19 protein-coding genes, 1 tRNA gene and 1 pseudogene are annotated in these 18,861 nt (G+C 56.1%); 13 read left to right on the forward strand and 8 right to left on the reverse strand.

The window, feature by feature from the left end:
- Positions 1 to 2: 2 nt before the first annotated feature.
- Positions 3 to 1,205, reverse strand: a complete 1,203-nt coding sequence (gene gltS, locus UTM25_RS02315; RefSeq protein ID WP_023309880.1) for a sodium/glutamate symporter — start codon at positions 1,203 to 1,205, stop codon at positions 3 to 5.
- A 225-nt stretch (positions 1,206 to 1,430) separates the two neighbouring features.
- On the opposite strand from gltS, the gene xanP reads away from it, so the two are divergent.
- Complete coding sequence (xanP, locus tag UTM25_RS02320) at positions 1,431 to 2,822, forward strand: xanthine/proton symporter XanP (RefSeq protein WP_014881972.1); 1,392 nt, start codon at positions 1,431 to 1,433, stop codon at positions 2,820 to 2,822.
- Between the two features lie 119 nt (positions 2,823 to 2,941).
- A complete protein-coding gene (locus UTM25_RS02325) occupies positions 2,942 to 4,645 on the forward strand; it encodes an AsmA family protein (RefSeq protein WP_194401517.1) in 1,704 nt (567 codons plus the stop codon).
- A gap of 60 nt (positions 4,646 to 4,705) precedes the next feature.
- On the opposite strand, the gene yicI is transcribed toward UTM25_RS02325, so the two are convergent.
- Positions 4,706 to 7,024: an alpha-xylosidase gene (gene yicI, locus UTM25_RS02330; RefSeq protein WP_194401516.1), complete on the reverse strand. Its 2,319-nt coding sequence runs from the start codon at positions 7,022 to 7,024 to the stop codon at positions 4,706 to 4,708.
- 12 nt (positions 7,025 to 7,036) lie between these two features.
- Positions 7,037 to 8,428, reverse strand: coding sequence for a glycoside-pentoside-hexuronide family transporter (locus tag UTM25_RS02335; protein ID WP_194401515.1), 1,392 nt, complete (start codon positions 8,426 to 8,428; stop codon positions 7,037 to 7,039).
- 289 nt (positions 8,429 to 8,717) lie between these two features.
- On the opposite strand from UTM25_RS02335, the gene UTM25_RS02340 reads away from it, so the two are divergent.
- The 3 genes from UTM25_RS02340 to UTM25_RS02350 all read left to right on the forward strand — a co-directional run bounded on the left by UTM25_RS02340 (position 8,718) and on the right by UTM25_RS02350 (position 10,153).
- Positions 8,718 to 8,812, forward strand: a tRNA-Sec gene (locus tag UTM25_RS02340).
- Between the two features lie 215 nt (positions 8,813 to 9,027).
- On the forward strand, positions 9,028 to 9,852 hold the full coding sequence (locus UTM25_RS02345) for an RNase A-like domain-containing protein (RefSeq protein ID WP_194401514.1): 825 nt from the start codon (positions 9,028 to 9,030) through the stop codon (positions 9,850 to 9,852).
- Between the two features lie 7 nt (positions 9,853 to 9,859).
- Entirely contained in the window at positions 9,860 to 10,153 is a 294-nt protein-coding gene (locus tag UTM25_RS02350) for a contact-dependent growth inhibition system immunity protein (RefSeq protein WP_159515231.1), read from the forward strand.
- A gap of 295 nt (positions 10,154 to 10,448) precedes the next feature.
- Here UTM25_RS02350 and UTM25_RS02355 read toward each other — a convergent pair whose 3' ends face one another.
- On the reverse strand, positions 10,449 to 10,640 hold the full coding sequence (locus UTM25_RS02355) for a toxin-antitoxin system HicB family antitoxin (RefSeq protein WP_159515230.1): 192 nt from the start codon (positions 10,638 to 10,640) through the stop codon (positions 10,449 to 10,451).
- 125 nt (positions 10,641 to 10,765) lie between these two features.
- On the opposite strand from UTM25_RS02355, the gene UTM25_RS02360 reads away from it, so the two are divergent.
- From UTM25_RS02360 to rhuM, 3 genes and pseudogenes are all read left to right on the forward strand, one after another.
- The gene (locus tag UTM25_RS02360; protein WP_194401513.1) at positions 10,766 to 11,107 is read left to right on the forward strand and encodes a SymE family type I addiction module toxin; all 342 of its coding nucleotides are present in this window, start codon (positions 10,766 to 10,768) and stop codon (positions 11,105 to 11,107) included.
- Positions 11,108 to 11,165: 58 nt separating this feature from the next.
- Positions 11,166 to 11,414, forward strand: a complete 249-nt coding sequence (locus UTM25_RS22570; protein ID WP_414146744.1) for a hypothetical protein — start codon at positions 11,166 to 11,168, stop codon at positions 11,412 to 11,414.
- A pseudogene (rhuM, locus tag UTM25_RS22575) lies at positions 11,415 to 11,633 on the forward strand (RhuM family protein); the annotation flags it as partial.
- Here rhuM and UTM25_RS02370 read toward each other — a convergent pair.
- The 3 genes from UTM25_RS02370 to UTM25_RS02380 all read right to left on the reverse strand — a co-directional run bounded on the left by UTM25_RS02370 (position 11,623) and on the right by UTM25_RS02380 (position 13,783).
- Positions 11,623 to 12,078, reverse strand: a complete 456-nt coding sequence (locus UTM25_RS02370; protein WP_194401512.1) for an acetyltransferase — start codon at positions 12,076 to 12,078, stop codon at positions 11,623 to 11,625. The pseudogene rhuM and the gene UTM25_RS02370 overlap by 11 nt on opposite strands.
- 103 nt (positions 12,079 to 12,181) lie before the next feature.
- Positions 12,182 to 13,180, reverse strand: a complete 999-nt coding sequence (locus UTM25_RS02375) for a class I SAM-dependent methyltransferase (protein WP_194401511.1) — start codon at positions 13,178 to 13,180, stop codon at positions 12,182 to 12,184.
- A 78-nt stretch (positions 13,181 to 13,258) separates the two neighbouring features.
- On the reverse strand, positions 13,259 to 13,783 hold the full coding sequence (locus UTM25_RS02380; protein ID WP_033147067.1) for a lipocalin family protein: 525 nt from the start codon (positions 13,781 to 13,783) through the stop codon (positions 13,259 to 13,261).
- 117 nt (positions 13,784 to 13,900) lie between these two features.
- Between UTM25_RS02380 and UTM25_RS02385 the strand changes: the two genes are divergently transcribed.
- From UTM25_RS02385 to UTM25_RS02405, 5 genes are all read left to right on the forward strand, one after another.
- Entirely contained in the window at positions 13,901 to 14,626 is a 726-nt protein-coding gene (locus tag UTM25_RS02385; protein WP_029740778.1) for a MerR family transcriptional regulator, read from the forward strand.
- 99 nt (positions 14,627 to 14,725) lie between these two features.
- Positions 14,726 to 15,136: a hydroxyisourate hydrolase gene (uraH, locus tag UTM25_RS02390; RefSeq protein ID WP_033147068.1), complete on the forward strand. Its 411-nt coding sequence runs from the start codon at positions 14,726 to 14,728 to the stop codon at positions 15,134 to 15,136.
- A gap of 102 nt (positions 15,137 to 15,238) precedes the next feature.
- Positions 15,239 to 16,198, forward strand: coding sequence for a YbgA family protein (locus tag UTM25_RS02395; protein ID WP_023333995.1), 960 nt, complete (start codon positions 15,239 to 15,241; stop codon positions 16,196 to 16,198).
- A 147-nt stretch (positions 16,199 to 16,345) separates the two neighbouring features.
- Positions 16,346 to 17,434 (forward strand): AAA family ATPase, encoded by a 1,089-nt coding sequence (locus UTM25_RS02400; protein WP_194401510.1) that lies wholly within the window; start codon positions 16,346 to 16,348, stop codon positions 17,432 to 17,434.
- Between the two features lie 187 nt (positions 17,435 to 17,621).
- Entirely contained in the window at positions 17,622 to 18,425 is an 804-nt protein-coding gene (locus UTM25_RS02405) for a DUF4225 domain-containing protein (protein WP_194401509.1), read from the forward strand.
- On the opposite strand, the gene UTM25_RS02410 is transcribed toward UTM25_RS02405, so the two are convergent.
- Entirely contained in the window at positions 18,403 to 18,732 is a 330-nt protein-coding gene (locus UTM25_RS02410; RefSeq protein ID WP_023309852.1) for a hypothetical protein, read from the reverse strand. The genes UTM25_RS02405 and UTM25_RS02410 overlap by 23 nt on opposite strands.
- Between the last annotated feature and the right edge of the window lie 129 nt (positions 18,733 to 18,861).

The raw sequence follows: 18,861 nt of genomic DNA on the forward strand, positions 1-18,861 counted from the left end.
TCTCAGGCAAACATCGGCAGCATCAGGTACAGCTTGATCACCAGCGCGTTGACGATATCAATGAAGAAGGCGCCAACCATCGGGACCACCAGAAACGCCATGTGCGATGGCCCGAACCGTTCTGTGATCGCCTGCATATTGGCGATAGCCGTTGGAGTGGCCCCCAGACCAAACCCGCAGTGACCCGCCGCCAGCACCGCCGCATCGTAGTTTTTGCCCATCATGCGCCAGGTCACGAACATGGCGTACAGCGCCATAAACAGCGCCTGTACCGCCAGAATCGCCACCATCGGCAGCGCCAGCGAGGCCAGCTCCCACAGCTTAAGGCTCATCAGCGCCATCGCCAGGAACAGCGACAGGCAGACGTTGCCAAGCACCGATACCGCCCGTTCAAACACGCGGTAGAAGCCCATCAGCGCCAGACCGTTGCTCAGGATCACCCCGATAAACAGCACGCAGACAAACGTCGGCAGTTCAAATGCGGAACCCGCCAGCCATTGTGCAACCACTTTGCCCACGGTCAGGCAGATGGCGATCGTCGCGATAGTTTCAATCAGCACCAGCGAGGTGATGCTGCGGCCAACGTCCGGCTTTTCGAAAGCGGTCGGCACCAGCTCATCGTCAGGCCTGCCGTTTGGCGTGGTGGAGTGCTTCACCAGATACCGCGCCACCGGGCCGCCAATCAGGCCCCCCAGCACCAGGCCAAAGGTCGCGCAGGCCATCGCCACTTCCGTCGCGTTTTCAAACCCATAGCGCTCGATGAACAGCTTGCTCCACGCGGCCCCGGTTCCGTGACCGCCCGAAAGGGTAATCGACCCCGCCAGCAGACCCATCAGCGGATCCAGCCCCAGCAGCGTTGCCATGCCGATGCCAATGGCGTTTTGCATCAGCAGCAGCCCCACCACCACAATCAGGAATACGCCGAGCACCTTACCGCCCGAGCGCAGGCTCGCCAGGTTGGCGTTCAGGCCGATAGTGGCAAAGAAGGCCAGCATCAGCGGGTCTTTCAGGGACATATCAAAATCGATTTCCCAGCCCATGCTTTTTTTCAGTATCAGCAGAGCCAGCGCCACCAGCAGGCCACCGGCGACAGGTTCAGGAATGGTGTATTTCTTCAGAAGGGAAACGCTATGTACCAGCTTGCGACCAAGCAGAAGAACCAGCGTTGCGGCAACAAGGGTCGACAACGTATCGAGATGAATCATAAAAGGCTCCTGTAATGCGCGTGTTCCATACACACGCGGCGTTATCCTGGGCCGGGTTGCGCTCTTCATGAGCTCCCGGCGCAAAAAGTGTAATTTTTTTTCCCGACGCGTTGTAGAAAACCTGTTCACAGCAGCAGATTTTCTTCCCTTTTTTTGCTGGCAATCGTTTGCTTTTACCAGGTGGTCAGATAAAATGCCCGCTTTTCCACCGTGGGATTGCCGCCGATGTCCGTTAACACCATAGAGTCGCCTGATGCGCAACCGATTGCGCAGAAGCAAAATAGCGAACTGATTTACCGCCTTGAGGATCGCCCGCCGCTGCCGCAAACGCTTTTCGCCGCCTGCCAGCATCTTCTGGCGATGTTTGTTGCGGTGATCACCCCGGCGCTGCTGATTTGCCAGGCGCTCGGCTTACCGGCGCAGGACACGCAGCACATTATCAGCATGTCTCTCTTCGCCTCCGGCGTGGCCTCGATTATTCAGATTAAAGCGTGGGGGCCGGTGGGGTCGGGATTATTGTCGATTCAGGGCACCAGCTTTAACTTCGTGGCACCGCTGATCATGGGCGGTACGGCGCTGAAGACCGGTGGTGCAGATGTTCCGACCATGATGGCGGCGCTGTTCGGCACCCTGATGCTGGCCAGCTGCACGGAGATGGTGATCTCCCGCGTTCTGCATCTGGCTCGCCGCGTCATTACCCCGCTGGTTTCTGGCGTCGTCGTAATGATTATCGGCCTGTCGCTGATCCAGGTGGGCCTCACCTCCATCGGCGGCGGCTATGCCGCAATGAGCGACCACACCTTCGGCGCGCCGAAAAACCTGCTGCTGGCGGGTGTCGTGCTGGCGATTATTATTCTGCTTAACCGTCAGCGTAATCCTTACCTGCGCGTCGCCTCGCTGGTGATCGCCATGGCGGCGGGTTACCTGCTGGCGTGGGCACTGGGCATGCTGCCTGAGAACACTGCGCCGACCAACAGCGCGCTGATCACTGTCCCCACGCCGCTGTACTACGGACTGGGCATTGACTGGGGCCTGCTCCTGCCGCTGATGCTGGTCTTTATGATCACCTCTCTGGAGACCATCGGCGACATCACCGCTACCTCGGACGTCTCTGAGCAGCCGGTGTCCGGTCCGCTGTACATGAAGCGCCTGAAAGGCGGCGTGCTGGCGAACGGCCTGAACTCGTTTGTCTCTGCCGTATTCAACACCTTCCCGAACTCCTGCTTCGGTCAGAACAACGGCGTGATCCAGCTGACCGGCGTGGCCAGCCGCTACGTCGGGTTTGTGGTGGCGCTGATGCTGATCGTCCTCGGCCTGTTCCCGGCGGTAAGCGGCTTTGTGCAGCACATCCCTGAGCCGGTGCTGGGCGGCGCGACGCTGGTGATGTTCGGCACTATCGCGGCCTCCGGCGTGCGTATCGTCTCCCGCGAGCCGCTGAACCGCCGCGCGATCATGATTATCGCGCTGTCGCTGGCCGTCGGTCTGGGCGTATCCCAGCAGCCGCTGATCCTGCAGTTTGCGCCAGACTGGGTGAAAAACCTGCTCTCTTCCGGCATCGCCGCGGGGGGTATCACCGCGATCGTTCTGAACCTCGTTTTCCCGCCTGAGAAAAATTGATTTCTCTCACGGCAGGCAGTCAATGCCTGCCGTGACATCTCATTACACCATTCCCGCCTTGAGGATTGCGCATAAATCGTGCATAACTCCCTTATGTGCGTTTTGCGGGATGGAAGACCATGAAATTTATTGGAAAGCTCCTCATCTATCTTCTGGTAGCCCTGCTCATTGTGCTGCTGGCGTTCTACATTCTGCTCCAGACCCGCTGGGGCGCGTCTCAGGTCAGCAGCTGGGTGACGATAAATACCGACTACGAACTCAGTTTCGACAAGATGAATCACCGCTTTTCGTCGCCTTCTCACATCATTCTGGAAAACGTCACCTTCGGTCGGGACGGTAAACCCGCCACGCTGGTAGCCAAAAAAGTCGATATCGGCCTGAGCAGCCGCCAGATAACCGATCCGCTGCATATGGACACCATCACCCTGTTCGACGGCACGCTGAATCTCTCGCCTCAGACAGCACCGCTGCCGTTCCAGGCGGATCGCCTGCAGCTGAACAATATGGCGTTTAACAGCCCGAATACCGAATGGGACCTGAGCGCGCAGAAGGTCACGGGCGGCGTTAGCCCGTGGCAGCCGGAAGCGGGCAACGTGCTGGGGAACAATGCGCAGATCCAGATGAGCGCAGGCTCGTTGACCCTGAACGGCGTGCCGGCCACCAACGTGCTGATCGAGGGCCAGCTTAACGGCAAGGAAGTGGTGCTGAAAACGATTGGCGCCGATATGGCCCGTGGCTCACTCACCGGCTCCGCCCTGCGCAACGCCGACGGGAGCTGGATTATCGACACCATGCGCCTGAATGAGATCCGCCTGCAGAGCGATAAAACGCTGATGGCGTTCTTCGCCCCGCTGGCCACCATCCCCTCTCTGCAGATTGGTCGTCTGGACGTAACCGACGCCCGGCTTCAGGGCCCGGACTGGGCGGTGACCGATCTCGATTTAAGCCTGCGCAACCTGACTCTCAGCAAAGGCGACTGGCAGAGCCAGGAAGGCCGCCTGTCCATGAACGCCAGCGAGTTTATCTACGGCTCGCTGCATCTTTTCGACCCGATCCTGAATGCGGAGTTTTCCCCGCAGGGCATGGCGCTGCGTCAGTTCACCTCCCGCTGGGAAGGCGGCATGGTGCGCACGTCCGGTAACTGGCTGCGCGACGGTAAAGCGCTGGTGCTGGACGATGTTGCCATCGCCGGGCTGGAGTACACCCTGCCGCAGAACTGGAAAACGCTGTGGATGGAGCCTCTGCCGGAATGGCTGAACAGCGTCACGCTGCAAAAATTCGGCCTGAGCCGCAACCTGGTGATCGACATCGATCCCGCCTTCCCGTGGCAGATCACCTCTCTGGACGGCTATGGCGCAAACCTGCAGCTGGCGAAAGATCGCCAGTGGGGTATCTGGGGCGGTAGCGCAACCCTGAACGGCGCGGCGGCGACCTTTAACCGCGTGGACGTGCGTCGTCCGTCGCTGGCGCTGAATGCCAACGCCGCCACGGTGAACATTACCGACCTGAGCGCCTTTACCGAGAAAGGTATTCTGGAAGCCACAGCGACGGTTTCACAGCTGCCGCAGCGGCAGACCACTGTGAGCCTGAACGGGCGCGGCGTGCCGCTCAACGTGCTGCAGCAGTGGGGCTGGCCTGCATTGCCGATTACGGGCGACGGCAATATTCAGCTCACCGCCAGCGGCAGCGTGCAGGCCAGTGCCCCGCTGAAGCCAACGGTGAACGGCAAGCTGAACGCGGTGAATATGGATAAACAGCAGGTGCAGCAGACGATGACAGGCGGAGTGGTTTCAACACCACCCTCACCCCAGCCCTCTCCCTGAAAGGGAGAGGGAGCAAACCCTTCCCTCGCCCCTTTGGGGAGAGGGTTAGGGTGAGGGGAATTAAAGGTGAACTACCACCTCATTCCCCTCCGCTTTCACCACCACGCCCCATTCGCTGCCAGCGTGTGAACCGCCCTTCACGCCGCTCACCTTCTGCACGTTGCGCAAGCACACCGACCAGTTTTGCGCGTCTCCCGCGCCGGTAAAGGTCACGATGTCGCCCCGACGTGACGCCTTCAGCGTAAACGCCACTGAACCGTCCGCCGCAGGCACTTCGCTCACCGCCGTTGCGCCATCGTCCAGGTTAAACAGCTGGAAGGCCGTCCCCGCATTCCACGCGTAGTCCGGCTTCTGGTTATTGTTGCCCAGCGCCAGCAGGGTGTTGTCGCGCACGTAGACCGGCAGGCTCATGAAATCGTGCTGCTGCTTATGCCAGCGGCTGCCCTGAATTTCGTCGTTGTGCCACAGGTGCGTCCAGCGGTCTTCCGGCAGATAGAACTGCACGTCGCCCGCCTCGGAGAACACCGGCGCGACCATCACCGAATCCCCCAGCATGTACTGGAGGTCGAGGTAATCGCACGCCGGATCGTCCGGGAACTCCAGCATCATCGCGCGCAGCATCGGCGTGCCGAACTCGCGGGCCAGCGCCGCCTGACGATACAGATACGGCATCAGCTGACACTTCAGCTGCGTGAAGTGGCGCACCACGTCGCAGGACTCGTCATCGTACGCCCACGGCACGCGGTAGGATTTACTGCCGTGCAGGCGGCTGTGGCTGGAGAACAGCCCGAACGCGCACCAGCGTTTATAGACGTGCGCCGGAGCGGTGTTTTCGAACCCGCCGATATCGTGGCTCCAGAACCCGAAGCCGGACAGGCCAATCGACAGCCCGCCGCGCAGGCTTTCGGCCATCGATTCATAGTTGGCGTAGCAGTCGCCGCCCCAGTGCACCGGGAACTGCTGCGCACCCACGGACGCCGAACGGGCAAACAGCACTGCCTCTTCCTCCCCCACCGTCTCTTTCAGCACGTTCCACACCAGCTCGTTATAGATGTAGGCGTAGTGGTTGTGCATTTTCTGCGGATCGGAACCGTCGAACCACTGCACGTCGGTCGGGATACGCTCGCCGAAGTCGGTCTTGAAGCAGTCGACGCCGATCTCCACCAGGCCTTTCAGCTTGTCGGCATACCAGCGGCACGCGTCCGGATTAGTGAAGTCGTAAATCGCCAGCCCCGGCTGCCATTTGTCCCACTGCCACAGGGAGCCGTCCGGGCGCCTGAGCAGGTAGCCCTTCTCTTTCAGCTCCCGGAAGATCGGGGATTTCTGGCCGATGTACGGGTTGATCCACACGCAGACCTTCAGCCCTTTCTCCTTCAGGCGGCGGATCATCCCTTCCGGATCCGGGAAGGTCACCGGGTCCCACTCGAAGTCGCACCACTGGAAGGCCTTCATCCAGAAGCAGTCGAAGTGGAATACGTGCAGCGGCAGGTCGCGCTCGGCCATGCCGTCGATAAAGCTGTTTACCGTCGCTTCGTCGTAGTTAGTGGTGAACGAGGTGGTGAGCCACAGGCCGAACGACCAGGCAGGCGGCAGCGCCGGACGCCCGGTGAACCGCGTATAGCGGTTCAGCACCTCTTTCGGCGTCGGGCCGTCGATCACGAAGTACTCGAGATATTCCCCTTCCACGCTGAACTGCACTTTGGAGACCTTCTCGGAGCCGACTTCAAACGAGACGTTTTCCGGATGATTCACCAGCACGCCGTAGCCGCGATTGGTCAGGTAGAACGGGATATTTTTGTAGGACTGCTCGGTGCTGGTGCCGCCGTCGCGGTTCCAGGTTTCGACCGTCTGGCCGTTGCGCACCAGCGCGGTAAAGCGCTCGCCCAGGCCGTAGACCGTTTCCCCCACGCCCAGATCCAGACGTTCGAACACGTAATTGCGATCGGTATTGCTGTCCTGCACGTAGCCGTTGTTTTTCAGCTGGCTGCCGGTAATGCGCTGGCCGTTGCGCAGAAAATCCAGCGCCCACAACTCGCCTTTGGTGACGCGCACGCTGACGCTGCCGCTTTTCAGCTCGGCAAACCCGGCGTTGTTTTCAATCTCTACCTTCACGTCTTTAAGAACGTTCAGCGGATAGTGCGGGCCGTTATTCAGCGCGCCCTGGAAGTGCTCAATGCGCACCCCGACAATCCCTTCCTGCGGGGCAAACAGGCGCACCGTGAACATCAACGTGTCGAGCTGCCAGGTGCGCTCACGCACGTCGCGCGGCGCCACGTACACCACCAGGTCATTACCCTGCTGCTCCACGTCGAACACCTGCACCGGATACGTCACGTTCAGGCCTGGTTGAATAAGCCAGTTTCCATCACTGATTTTCATACTCTCGTCCTCTTAGTTCTGTAATTCTTTGCTGACCGGCAGGTTTTCAAACTCCTGCTGGTTGCGGCGCGCGCCCTGCGCCAGCTCGCCCAGGATTTTTGTCAGGAAAGGGGTTTTCAGCGTGTAGTAGCGTTTAGCGATGATGGCGCTCAGCACGTAGCAGACCGCCGGGGCCAGGGTAAACAGGCCGATAATGATGCTGATGGTCGCGCTGTTCTGGGTTTTGGCGGCCGCGTCGTAGCCGCCGCCTGCCAGCATCCAGCCGATCATCGCCCCGCCCAGCGCCAGGCCGAGCTTCAGCACGAACAGCGTGCCCGCAAAGCTGATGCCGGTCAGGCGCTTGCCGTTGGTCCATTCGCCGTAGTCGACGGTATCGGACATCATCACCCACTGAATCGGCGTCACCAGCTGGTGCAATACGCCAATGACGAAGATAAAGGCGAACATCAGCACGGTGGCGTGCATCGGGACGAAGAACATCGCCACGCTGACCACCGCCAGCGCGGCGTTGGTCCACCAGAAGATGCTGACCTTGCACTTCCAGTCGGTGAGCGGTTTCGCCAGCGCGGAGCCGATCAGGTTGCCGACGCAGTAGGTGGTGAGGAAGGCGACGAACACCTCCGGCGAGCCCATGATCCAGGTGCAGTAGTACATCATTGCGCCGCCGCGCACGCAGACGGCGAGGATGTTGAGGATGGTCAGCACGCCAACGATGCGCCACTGGTCGTTGTGCCAGATGTCGCGGAGGTCTTCCCGCATGGAGGTGGTGCTCGGCGGCACCTGGATGCGCTCTTTGGTAGTAAAGAAGCAGAACGCCAGCATCAGGAACGCGACCACCGACAGCACGGCGATCCCGCCCTGGAAGCCGAACGCCTTATCGTCGCCGCCAATCAGGTTCACCAGCGGCATCATCAGCACCGTGGAGAGCATGCCGCCCGCCGTCGCCAGCACGAAGCGCCAGGACTGAAGGGAGATACGCTGCGTCGGGTCGTTGGTGATCACGCCGCCCAGCGCGCAGTACGGGATGTTCACCACGGTATAGAGCAGGGTCAGCAGGGTGTAGGTAACAGCGGCGTAAACCATTTTGCCGTTGAGGCTGAGGTCCGGGGTGGTGTAGGCCAGCACGCAGACGATGCCGAACGGGATGGCGCCGAACAAAATCCACGGACGGAACTTGCCCCAGCGGCTGAGGGTGCGGTCGGCAATCAGCCCCATGCACGGGTCGGAAATCGCATCCAGCGCGCGCGCCAGCAGGAACATAGTGCCGACAAACCCGGCGGGAATGCCGAAAATGTCGGTGTAGAAAAACATCATGTACAACATGACGTTATCAAAAATGATGTGGCTGGCGGCGTCTCCCATGCCGTAGCCAATCTTCTCTTTTACTGACAATACTTCGCTCATCTTTTTTATCCTTCACGCTGTAAGGGGCGCTGAGACCGGTTGCATTGGTTTTAAACCATTGTTTCAAAGGCGGGTATTGCGTTTTCTGGTTATCAGATTACGTTTCTTGTTTTTTGTGATCGCGGTAAATGTTGGGGAGCACGAGGGGCTAACATGAGGATTTTCTTAAGAATTAACTGAAACAGGGGTGTACAGGTCAAAAGAGAGGTGAAAAAAGTGTGTCGGGGTATGTGGTAAATGCCTGAAAGTAGCTATAATGCGCCCCGCCTCCATGTAGCAATCGAGGCGCGGAAGATCGTCATCTCCGGTGAGGTGGCTGGACTTCAAATCCAGTTGGGGACGCCAGCGTTCCCGGGCAGGTTCGACTCCTGTGATCTTCCGCCAAAGTTCCTCCGCCGCCATCCGAGAATGTCTAAAAACTCTTTATTTTCAATATAAATAATTGATCACTCATCCGTAGCCCTCCGACAAGTTCTCCCTGAATCCATGAAAAATATGTATTCGGAATTTAACAAGAAAGACAGATTAGGAATTTATTCTTACCAAATGAAGAAAGTTTTGGCTATTATCGGGTAAGGATATGGTGATGGGATTATATTATGGAAGAAGGAGGAATGACCGTCGTTATATCACCAGTACAACTGGCGGCGGTGCTTTCAGATAAGAGCGTGACAGAAGCGGAAACGCTGAGTAACCGATTACTAGGGGGGCTTGGTGTTTTACTCGGAGCAGTAGAAATAGCCGGAGCTACAGCACTTTGTATTGCACCAGAACCAACTGGCCTCACGAAAGCGGGATGTGTGGTTGTGGGTGCACATAGTCTTGACGCCGTTCAAAGTGCAGCCAGACAAGCAATAACAGGTCAGGATACCCGCTCTGCTACATACCAGCTTGCCGTGCGTGCTGCAAAGGAACTTGGGGCGGATGAAAATACAGCTCTCAATATCGGCATGACGGTTGATATTGCTGTTCCACTTGGGTTTGCAGCGGCTATCGGTGCCGCCAGAGTAGCAGCCATTAAAGCTGGCCGCATCAAACTTATCCAGCATGAATCAGTTACAGGCCTCAAACCCGGTGGCCATACACTCGCAAATCATGTTGGGAAAACAGATAATGAGTTACTCGCCCGATTCGAGCAGAATAAGCGACTCATAATGTCTTCAACATTTAAAAATTTAAACGTCGCAGAAAGCGTTATTTCAAGAGCTATTTATTATAATCGAACAAATATCAAATCATTACTTGGCGGTGGAAAGAGTGGGGGACGCCTCACTATCGTTTACCCGGCAGGTCAGGAGATTGGATATGGATTTTCACGAGGTAGCACACAACGTATCAGCATGCGAAGTGTGAGGATTGTTATTGAGCTGAAAGAATATAACGGGAAGCCTTACTATATCCTTACTGCATTCCCGACCCCATAGGTGAATTATGCAAAACTTCTATCATCTTGATCAGTTGATTCATGGTTACTTCAATCAGGATTATGACCTCATTAATGATGGTGAGGATACAATTGAGGGAATAATTGGGCTATTTAAAAAGACGGCACCTGGTTGGATGTTAAAGGAGTTAGCCGAAGAGATTGATACTTTCATTGAGTGTTACGGAGACAAGCTGGATGATGAGTTCAAAAGTCGGTATGGATTTGATTTTTCGCCTGAGCTGTGGGAGACGACCTCTTACGACTTCCTGATGACGGTGCGCAGACTAGCCCTTGCTTAGCAACCGCGACTAATTGTCGAAGTGCGATGAACCCGTAGCGAATTAACCGACTTCAGACCGGCAGCAACCGGTCTTTTTCTTTCTTGCTCTTACGGCAAAGTGAATTGTCCGTTATTCGTGCATCACAGGTAATTCATTTTTTATTATTATAATAATGGCTTATAAAACCCAAGGTTAAACTTAGATACACCCTTATTTTATCGTATTACCAGAGAGCATAGAATTAATTCAAGTAATTATCTGTGCGTGTAACAATAAATTCCTGTTTTGTTATTAAGCAATTTATTTGCGTGAATTATCCCTTTGGCTCCAGGCCTTTTCGTCGTAAAGCCTCCCTCGCCAATTCCTTCAACCAACTGGCGAGGCTCACCCCTTCTTCAGCCGCCACAGCATCTAACTGTTCCTTCAATGCCGGATCGATACGCATCTTAAACTGCGGAGACTGTCCGCCGCCTTTTGGTTTTTTTTCGCGCGATACGATTGACATGAGGCCACCTATCCATCTACTCTGATACATATAGGAGGCCACCTAAACCTCCTCTACTAGCAACGCTCCGATGTGCGGGAACACAACCGGAGCGTTTAACCTCACCAACTATCAAGGAGTTGATTATGGCTGATTCGCATTCTACCCCAGACACCGACCAATCCGGAACCGAGCGTTCGTTAATTGTGGGATACCGCCCGAATGTTTTCGACAAATCCACGCCGAAAATCATCCTTTCCGGCAAGTGGCTACGCGCGGCGGGTTTTGATACCGGACAGCAGGTTACGGTAAAGGTGATGAAAGGGTGCATCGTTCTGGTGGCGTATAACGAGCAGGAGCAGAGGTTGCAGGACGATTATAAACGGACGAAGGCAAAGCTTATTGAGATTGAGGACGCACTTGCTGCGATCCAGGCTCCGCGTCCTGGAAAGCGCCTCGCAAATTCAAATACAAACCACCTGGCTTAGCGACTGTTTCTGGCATACTACGAGCTTACAGGCATCAACCTTATGACGCGGAGGCAGCATGACATATGAGGAATTAATAAATTCACCAGTCGGTGAGTTTGTCATGTTTACCAGCAAGGATGAAAAAGTTCGCATTGAATGCCGCTTCGAAAGCGATACTTTGTGGCTCTCACAGGCCACAATCTGTGAGTTATACGGAAAAGTCAAAGCCACGATCAGTGGGCATATCAAGAATATTTTTGATGAGAGTGAGCTGGTCGAAAATTCAGTTGTTCGGTTTACCGAACAACTGCCAGCGATGGAGTAGGTATTTTTACGAGACTGGCAAACCAAACTCGATCAGTTTCTGCAATTCAATGATCGGGACGTTTTGGAAGGAGCAGGCAAAATCAGCAAGAAAGCGGCTGATGAAAAGGCCTGCTCAGAATACATTGAGTTTGAAAAAAAGCAGCGCCTGCTGAAAGAAGCCGCAGGTGAGAAAGATATCGTCGGCTTATTAAAATGGGATAAACAGGCTAAGCGCTAATCCCGGTATTCCTGCTCAGCTTCATATGCAACAGCGGAAACGGATTCCCCTGCCCGTCCACTTCCGAGCGCCCGACCTGCTCAAACCCCATATGGCGATAAAATCCCACGCCCTGCGGATTTTGCTCATTCACGTCCACCTCGTTCGCACCGAACGCTGCGATGGCGTGTTGCAGCAGCAATTTCCCGACGCCCTTCCCGCGACTCGCGTCGTCAACAAACAGCATTTCAATGCGGTTTTCATCCACGCCTGAAAAGCCATGAATAACGCCTGCGTCATCGCGAGCTATCACGACGGTGAGATTAGGCAGATAGGCGTTAAGCAATAACGGGCGCAGCGCCGCAATATCGCTTTCCTGTAAAAAGTGATGGGTGGCGCGGACGGAGGATTCCCAGATCGCAACCAGACGTTCGAAGTGTGTGGGGAGTGCGGCTTCAATTTTCATGGGGGGATCATGATTGGAAAACCGAACTATTTCAAGCCACGCTTTGCGGGCTCTTCCCCCCTCACCCTAGCCCTCTCCCTCAAGGGAGAGGGAACAGATCGAACTAAACCTTAATCTCCATCACCGCATACACCCCATCCGTCGGCACCACCACGGTGACGTTTTCCACCGGCACGCCCGCCGCGAGGTGAATATCCTGCAGCTGCTGTAACGACCTCGGGTGAATATCCTCCCAGCCGATACCCCGCAGCACAAAGTCAATTTGCGGGCTGCTGGTCAGCATGTTCGACACAATCACCGCCCCGCCGGGCTTAACCAGCCGCAGCGCGTGCTGGAGAAAAATCACCGCATCGGTATCGTTGAAGTATTCGAAGATCCCCAGCGCGTCGACCAGTTCGGCCTGATGCTCGCCCAGCTCCAGCAGCAGGTCCTCGTTACGCACCAGCGTATGGAGCAGGTTGCGCCTGAGCAGCGTCAGCTGTTCGCCCACGACAATCCCTTCCTGCGCCGCCATGGTTTCGGCCCAGCTGAGCGCCACCGGGTCTTTGTCCACCAGCGTGAGATACACCCGCTGGCCGTCGAGCTTTGCTTCGCGCAGCGCCTCCAGAACCGGGATGGCGGCACCGCTTGCGAGGCTAACCCAGTTATTTTCACTTTCGTTGTGAATGTACTTATCCACCAGCGCGGCCAGCACCCTGGCGCGGGATCGCACGCCAACCGCATCGTTAGCGTGGATAAACCACTGGCGGCTGTCGCTGTCCATTTTCGTGCCGTCGGGCAGGCGGTCCTCCAGCGGGTTTTGCACCACAAACAGCGCCAGCGCGGAGGGCACCAGCCGGGTGCGCCACGCGGTGAGCGCCGGGCGGTTGCGGAAGGCCTGTTCGGAATAGCGGTTTTGCGGGACAAGCACGGCCTGCCCCCCTTCGTCGTATTCCACCCTCGGAGGCCGGAGCGCTGGCTCGGCTTTCAGGGCGCGGTCAAGGGAGGCGATCTCGCGGGCAGCGTCGTCTTTCATCGGCCACTGGTCGCTGACGTCGGGAAATGACGCGCTGAAAATCGTCATATTTTCCGGTGCATCGCCGCGAAAAGGCTGCCAGTTCATGTCGTCTTCCCTCCGTTAGGCTTTTAACGGAAGTCTATCCAGGCGAGCCAGTAATACCCTACGAAGAAAGCACGATCTTCACTGCTTCACCCACACTAGCTGGTCAACCCGGAACCCCAGACTGCGCGCGGTGTTCAGGTAATCCTGCTTCACCGCATCTGGGATCGTCGGCGTGCGCGACAGGATCCACAGGTAATCGCGGTTTGGGCCGCTGACCAGCGCGTACTGGTACTTATCGTCCAGCCTGATCACGTTATAGCCGCCGTAGAACGGGCCGAAGAAAGACACCTTCAGCGCGGCGGTGGTCGGCTCGCCGGTGAAATACGCTTTCCCCTCGCTCTCGTTCCACTTGTTTTTCACCGGATCGTAACCCCGGTTCAGCACGCTGATGCCGCCGTCGCTGCGTTTGCCGTAGGTGGCGGTTACCTGCTCCAGCCCACGTTCAAAGCGGTTTTCCAGACGGGCGACTTCGTACCATTTGCCAAGATAGCGGCTGGCGTCAAAACCGGAAATCGGCTGCACGCCCTTCGGCGGCGTGGGGGATTTACAGGCGACCAGCGTCAGCGCAATCGCAACACCGGTCACAACAGGCCATAGCTTCATGAGAATTCCTTTCATTTTCACGGTTGGACGTTAAGTGTAGTGCACCGTTTCGGCGCTTCATCCCGTTCGGGAAAATTCGTAGTATATTGAGAGTATTCCTCCACTCTGGACACGGACATGGCTTACTCCATCGGCGAATTCGCCAGACTCAGCGGCATCACCGCCACCACCCTGCGGGCGTGGCAGCGTCGCTATGGTTTACTTAAGCCACAGCGCACGGAAGGCGGCCACCGCCAGTACAGCGACGAGGACGTCCAGCAGGCGCTAAAAATTCTCGACTGGGTCAAAAAAGGCGTCCCGATCGGCCAGGTCAAACCGCTGCTGGAGCGCCCGACGCCGGGACGGACCAACAACTGGCAAACCCTGCAGCAGAACATGCTGCAACGTCTGCAGGACGGCAAGGTCGAGTCCCTGCGCCAGATGATTTACGACGCCGGACGCGAATACCCAAGGCCGGAGCTGGTCGCGAACGTGCTGCGCCCGCTGCGCAGCCAGGTCTCGGCCAACGTCGCCGCCGCCATGACCCTGCGCGCGATCCTCGACGGCATCATCATCGCCTACACCTCGTTTTGCCTCGAAGGCGATAAAAAAGCGCCGGGCGATAATATTTTGCTCAGCGGCTGGCACCTGAACGACCCGTGCGAGATCTGGCTAGAAGCCTTAACGCGCACCGGACAGGGCCACCGAATCGACATCCTGCCGGTTCCGCCTGACGCGCTGGCACCGGAAATTTTCCCGGAGCGCAAATGGCTTCTGGTCACCAGCGGCAAACTCACCGCCGGGCGGAAAAAACAGGTGGAGCAGTGGCAGCAGCAGGTATCGCTTGAAGTGATTATCCTCTGATAATTTTCTCCTGCGGGAATCTTCACGAAAAGTTGAATATTTTCCCGCGCCGCAGATGCTAACGTTTTCCTGTGACGAATAACTCCACAGGAAAACACCATGAAAAAAACTGCCCCTCTGCTGATCCTGGCCTCGATGGCCTTTGCCCCTGCTGCCTTTAGCGCCCCTGCCGGCACGCTGAGCGTCCACATTCTCGACCAGCAAACCGGAATGCCGCCATCAGACGTGACCGTTACGCTGGAGAAGCAGCAGCAGGACAAATGGACCCCGATTGCCAGCGGCAAAACCGACCACGACGGCCGTATCAAATCGCTCTATCCGCAGGATCAGGACATGCAGCCTGGCGTGTATAAAGTGACCTTCAAAACCGCAGAGTACTTCCACGGCAAAAAGCTGGACTCCTTCTTCCCGGAGATCCCGGTGCTGTTTACCGTGACCCGCACCAACGAGAAGCTGCACATTCCGCTTCTGTTGAGCCAGTACGGTTACTCGACCTACAAGGGCAGTTAAGACGCATTGATTTTAAAGGAATAAAAAAAATAGTTCCGCTAATACTTGGACAAATTAGTCATGTTGTGTAAGTTTTATTTATATGAACGGGAGGACTACACCATGACAACGAAACCTGTGCTCGGTATTAGCGGATGTTTGACCGGATCCGCCGTTCGCTTTGACGGCGGACACAAGCGTATGGGCTTCGTAATGGATGAGCTGGCCCAGTGGGTGAATTTCAGGCCCGTCTGCCCTGAAATGGCCATCGGCCTGCCGACCCCTCGCCCGGCTATACGCCTGACGCTGACGGACAGCGGCGAAACGCAGCTCCGTTTCAGCAAGCCGCCTCATGATGACCTCACGCAGAAAATGGCCGACTTTACGGCGGATTATCTGCCAAAAATCGGCGATCTGTCGGGATTTATCGTCTGTGCAAAATCCCCAAGCTGCGGCCTGGAACGCGTGCGGCTGTACGATGAAAACGGCAACCGGGGCCGCAAGGAGGGCGTCGGGCTGTTCACCGCCGCCCTTCTTGAAACCTACCCGTGGCTGCCCGTCGAGGAAGACGGTCGGCTGCACGACCCGGTGCTGCGGGAAAACTTTATCGAGCGGGTATTTGCCCTGCACGAGCTAAACACGCTGCGCGCTAAAGGTCTGACGCGGCGTGGGCTGCTGGATTTCCACAGCCGCTATAAATTGCAGCTGCTGGCGCACCATCAGGCAGGCTACCGAGAAATCGGCCCGTTCGTTGCCTCGCTGCACGAGTGGGAAGACCTGGACGCCTTCTTCGTGGCGTACCGGGAAAAACTAATGACTATCCTGAAAAAACCCGCCTCGCGGAAGAATCACACCAACGTGCTGATGCATATCCAGGGGTATTTCCGTAACCAGCTGAACACCCGCCAGCGCGGCGAGCTGCGCGACGTGATCCTGCACTATCGCAACGGACAGTTGCCTATTCTCGCCCCGATCACGCTGCTGAAGCACTACCTGGCCGAATACCCCGACCGGTATCTGATGACGCAAAACTACTTTGATCCCTATCCTGATGATTTGGGTCTGCGTCTGGCAGTCAAGTGATCATAAAAATGCGAAGGCCCCATTGACCCGTAGAGGCCCAAAGCAGTACCCCGTTTAGACGACATCCTCACTGTCGTCTCTTTTTTGCATTTCACCTCAAAGACTGTGATTATATACAGGCTTATTCTGCAAAAAAGGGGCCTGCCAGTGATCAACACCCTGCACATTCAAAACTACCGATCCATCCGCGACATGTCGCTGGAGCTGGAGCAGCTCAACATCGTCTTCGGGCCGAACGGTACCGGGAAATCCAATATCTACAAGGCGATATATCTGATGCACAGCGCCGCCCAGGGGCAGTTTTCCCAGGCGCTGGCGAACGAGGGCGGCATTCTGAAGGTGTTCTGGGCAGGCAAAACCCGCAGCGACCAGCTGCGGCGGATGAATCTGGCGGTGGAAACTGAGACCTACGAATACGAGCTGCAGGTCGGGTTTGTGGAGAAGCTGCCCTATCCCTCGCAGTTTCAGCTCGACCCGGTGATCAAAGAGGAGTCCATCTGGCTGAGCGGCCAGCACCGTCGCCCCTCGTCACAGCTGATGAAGCGTAAGAACCAGGCGGTGTTTCTGAACAACGTGCATCACGAGAAAGTGACCCACAGCGGCACGCTGTACGAGAACGAATCGGTGTTCGGGCAGCTCGGCGAACCGCATCTTTACCCGGAAGTGTCGCAGATGCGCGAGTCCCTGCGTAACTGGCGCTTTTATCATGAGTTTTCCGTCTCGTCTGGATCGGCGATGCGCGCCCCGCAGGTCGGTTTCCGCTCCCCGGTGCTGGCCAGCGACGGTGCCAACCTGGCGGCCGCGTTTCAGACCATCGTCGAGATTGGCGACGAGCTGCTGCTGATGCGCATTCTTGACCAGGCCTTTCCCGGCTGCGTGTTTTACAGCGACAACACCGGCGGGCGTTTTCGCATGATGATGCAGCGCGAGGGGCTGAGCAGACCGCTGGAACCCGCAGAGTTCTCCGACGGCACCCTGCGCTTTCTGTGCCTGGCGGTAGCGCTGTTAAGCCCGCGTCCACCGGCGTTTATCGCGTTGAACGAACCGGAAAATAGCCTGCACCCGCAGATGCTTCCCGCGCTGGCGAGCTTAATCGCCGAGGCCAGCCGCTACTCGCAGATCTGGCTCACCAGCCACTCGCCGGAGCTGGCGAAGTTGATTGAGAAGCAGAGGTCGTTTTCGCTGTATCAGCTGTCGATGGTTGAGGGGGAGACGTGGGTGGAGAGGCTGGGGTAGTTCTTTACATCTCACTTTCCCCTGCCTTTAATGACCATTCTTTCGGTAGCCACCAACGACGAAAATGATTTTCGCCGGGATATGCCTTTGGCGCTTGCTGGCTCGCGATACATGCCCCAATTTATTGTTGCCAGTTTCTGCTGGAAGGATAATCTGTAAATATTGGTTATCAGATGAGAAAATTTAAATGGATATTGCACTTTTCCCTGGTCAAAACACCCGAGCATGGGCTGAAACAATGATAAATCTTGAAGCCCGGAAGCTTATCAATACTGCGAATATTGTCGGAGGGCAACATCTCAGCGACGGACTCGCACGGATTAAGTTTATGGATGATATTCGGCAGTTTGTGATGCAACAATTTAGCGCTACCCGGGCGGCCAGAAGTCATGAGGAGTGCATGGAATGCCTGAAAAACATCCGGACAGAGAACGAAAGTCTTCTTGATCAAAGCAGAATGCTTCGCTCACGTACAGCTCAGCTTTTTGCTCAGATTGAACTGGTTAAAGAAAATAACAAAGTCATCGGTTACGTTATCTCGTCGATTAAGGTGGTGCTTTCAGGATTACAGATTGTTGCAGGTGTAGGTGCAATGATGACAATGAACCCAGTAGGTGCGCTTGCAGGAGCGATTCTGGTTATGGATGGTGCAAATGCCATTTCAAAAGAAATTAACAGAACGCTTCAACATCAACCAAATTCCGAAGGAATGCTGGCAGATGGCGTCATGGATATCGCTCAGTTTATGGGATTTAAACGTGAATCAGCACTGGGAGTATTTAACAGCGTAAGCCTGGCCGCAAGCGTCTATACGGTATTTGGCGCCATCCGAAAACCCGAATCATGGCGTCTGTTTCGCTATCTCCCGCTGGATTTCTACCGCAAGGTCGACGGAATGAATCGCGCAGCGCTCACTATGAAAATTGTCGGCTGGGGTGTGTCTGCAAAAGTCTCGTTTGATTTAATTTCTAATGCGTCTGGCCAGAACTAATGTATTTCTTTCTGTAGCGCCAGGCTTTGTAGGTAATGACCGGGGGTTGAAAAAACCAGACAATCACCAACACGATGAAAAGAGAAATACCCCCGGAAACAATATTGTAATGCTCAGCGAAAAAAAGAAGCGCCAGAAAAATCAAAGCCACAACCGCAGTAAGAAACAGAACCATGATAAATCGCTTACCTAACTCAAGTACTACCTCGAGCAAGGATGAACCATAACGGCTAATGTTCCGGTTCAGATACGCTAATTCTTTTACGGTGAAACCTGATTCTAGTAACTGCGTTTCAATATTGTTCATGCCACTACCTTTTCTCTGGAAAGTAACGTGGAATATCTTAACCGGAAGAGAGGCGTCTTGTAACCATTCTGATGCATCAGCATTAAACAGCAAAAATCAGGATCACGCTAAAAAGACACTGGCGGCTAA

This window comes from Enterobacter sp. 61D5 (assembly GCF_034107965.1).
Classification (GTDB): domain Bacteria; phylum Pseudomonadota; class Gammaproteobacteria; order Enterobacterales; family Enterobacteriaceae; genus Enterobacter; species Enterobacter cloacae_M.

Coding starts and splice junctions, on each gene's coding strand:
- UTM25_RS02350 (WP_159515231.1), top strand. CDS start 9,860: ATGCAAAACTTCTATCATCTTGATCAGTTGATTCATGGTTACTTCAAT.
- gltS (WP_023309880.1), bottom strand. CDS start 1,205: ATGATTCATCTCGATACGTTGTCGACCCTTGTTGCCGCAACGCTGGTT.
- UTM25_RS02410 (WP_023309852.1), bottom strand. CDS start 18,732: ATGAACAATATTGAAACGCAGTTACTAGAATCAGGTTTCACCGTAAAA.
- xanP (WP_014881972.1), top strand. CDS start 1,431: ATGTCCGTTAACACCATAGAGTCGCCTGATGCGCAACCGATTGCGCAG.
- UTM25_RS02370 (WP_194401512.1), bottom strand. CDS start 12,078: ATGAAAATTGAAGCCGCACTCCCCACACACTTCGAACGTCTGGTTGCG.
- uraH (WP_033147068.1), top strand. CDS start 14,726: ATGAAAAAAACTGCCCCTCTGCTGATCCTGGCCTCGATGGCCTTTGCC.
- UTM25_RS02335 (WP_194401515.1), bottom strand. CDS start 8,428: ATGAGCGAAGTATTGTCAGTAAAAGAGAAGATTGGCTACGGCATGGGA.
- UTM25_RS02385 (WP_029740778.1), top strand. CDS start 13,901: ATGGCTTACTCCATCGGCGAATTCGCCAGACTCAGCGGCATCACCGCC.
- UTM25_RS02380 (WP_033147067.1), bottom strand. CDS start 13,783: ATGAAGCTATGGCCTGTTGTGACCGGTGTTGCGATTGCGCTGACGCTG.
- UTM25_RS02395 (WP_023333995.1), top strand. CDS start 15,239: ATGACAACGAAACCTGTGCTCGGTATTAGCGGATGTTTGACCGGATCC.
- UTM25_RS02360 (WP_194401513.1), top strand. CDS start 10,766: ATGGCTGATTCGCATTCTACCCCAGACACCGACCAATCCGGAACCGAG.
- UTM25_RS02405 (WP_194401509.1), top strand. CDS start 17,622: ATGGATATTGCACTTTTCCCTGGTCAAAACACCCGAGCATGGGCTGAA.
- UTM25_RS02375 (WP_194401511.1), bottom strand. CDS start 13,180: ATGAACTGGCAGCCTTTTCGCGGCGATGCACCGGAAAATATGACGATT.
- UTM25_RS22570 (WP_414146744.1), top strand. CDS start 11,166: ATGACATATGAGGAATTAATAAATTCACCAGTCGGTGAGTTTGTCATG.
- UTM25_RS02355 (WP_159515230.1), bottom strand. CDS start 10,640: ATGTCAATCGTATCGCGCGAAAAAAAACCAAAAGGCGGCGGACAGTCT.
- UTM25_RS02345 (WP_194401514.1), top strand. CDS start 9,028: ATGGAAGAAGGAGGAATGACCGTCGTTATATCACCAGTACAACTGGCG.
- yicI (WP_194401516.1), bottom strand. CDS start 7,024: ATGAAAATCAGTGATGGAAACTGGCTTATTCAACCAGGCCTGAACGTG.
- UTM25_RS02325 (WP_194401517.1), top strand. CDS start 2,942: ATGAAATTTATTGGAAAGCTCCTCATCTATCTTCTGGTAGCCCTGCTC.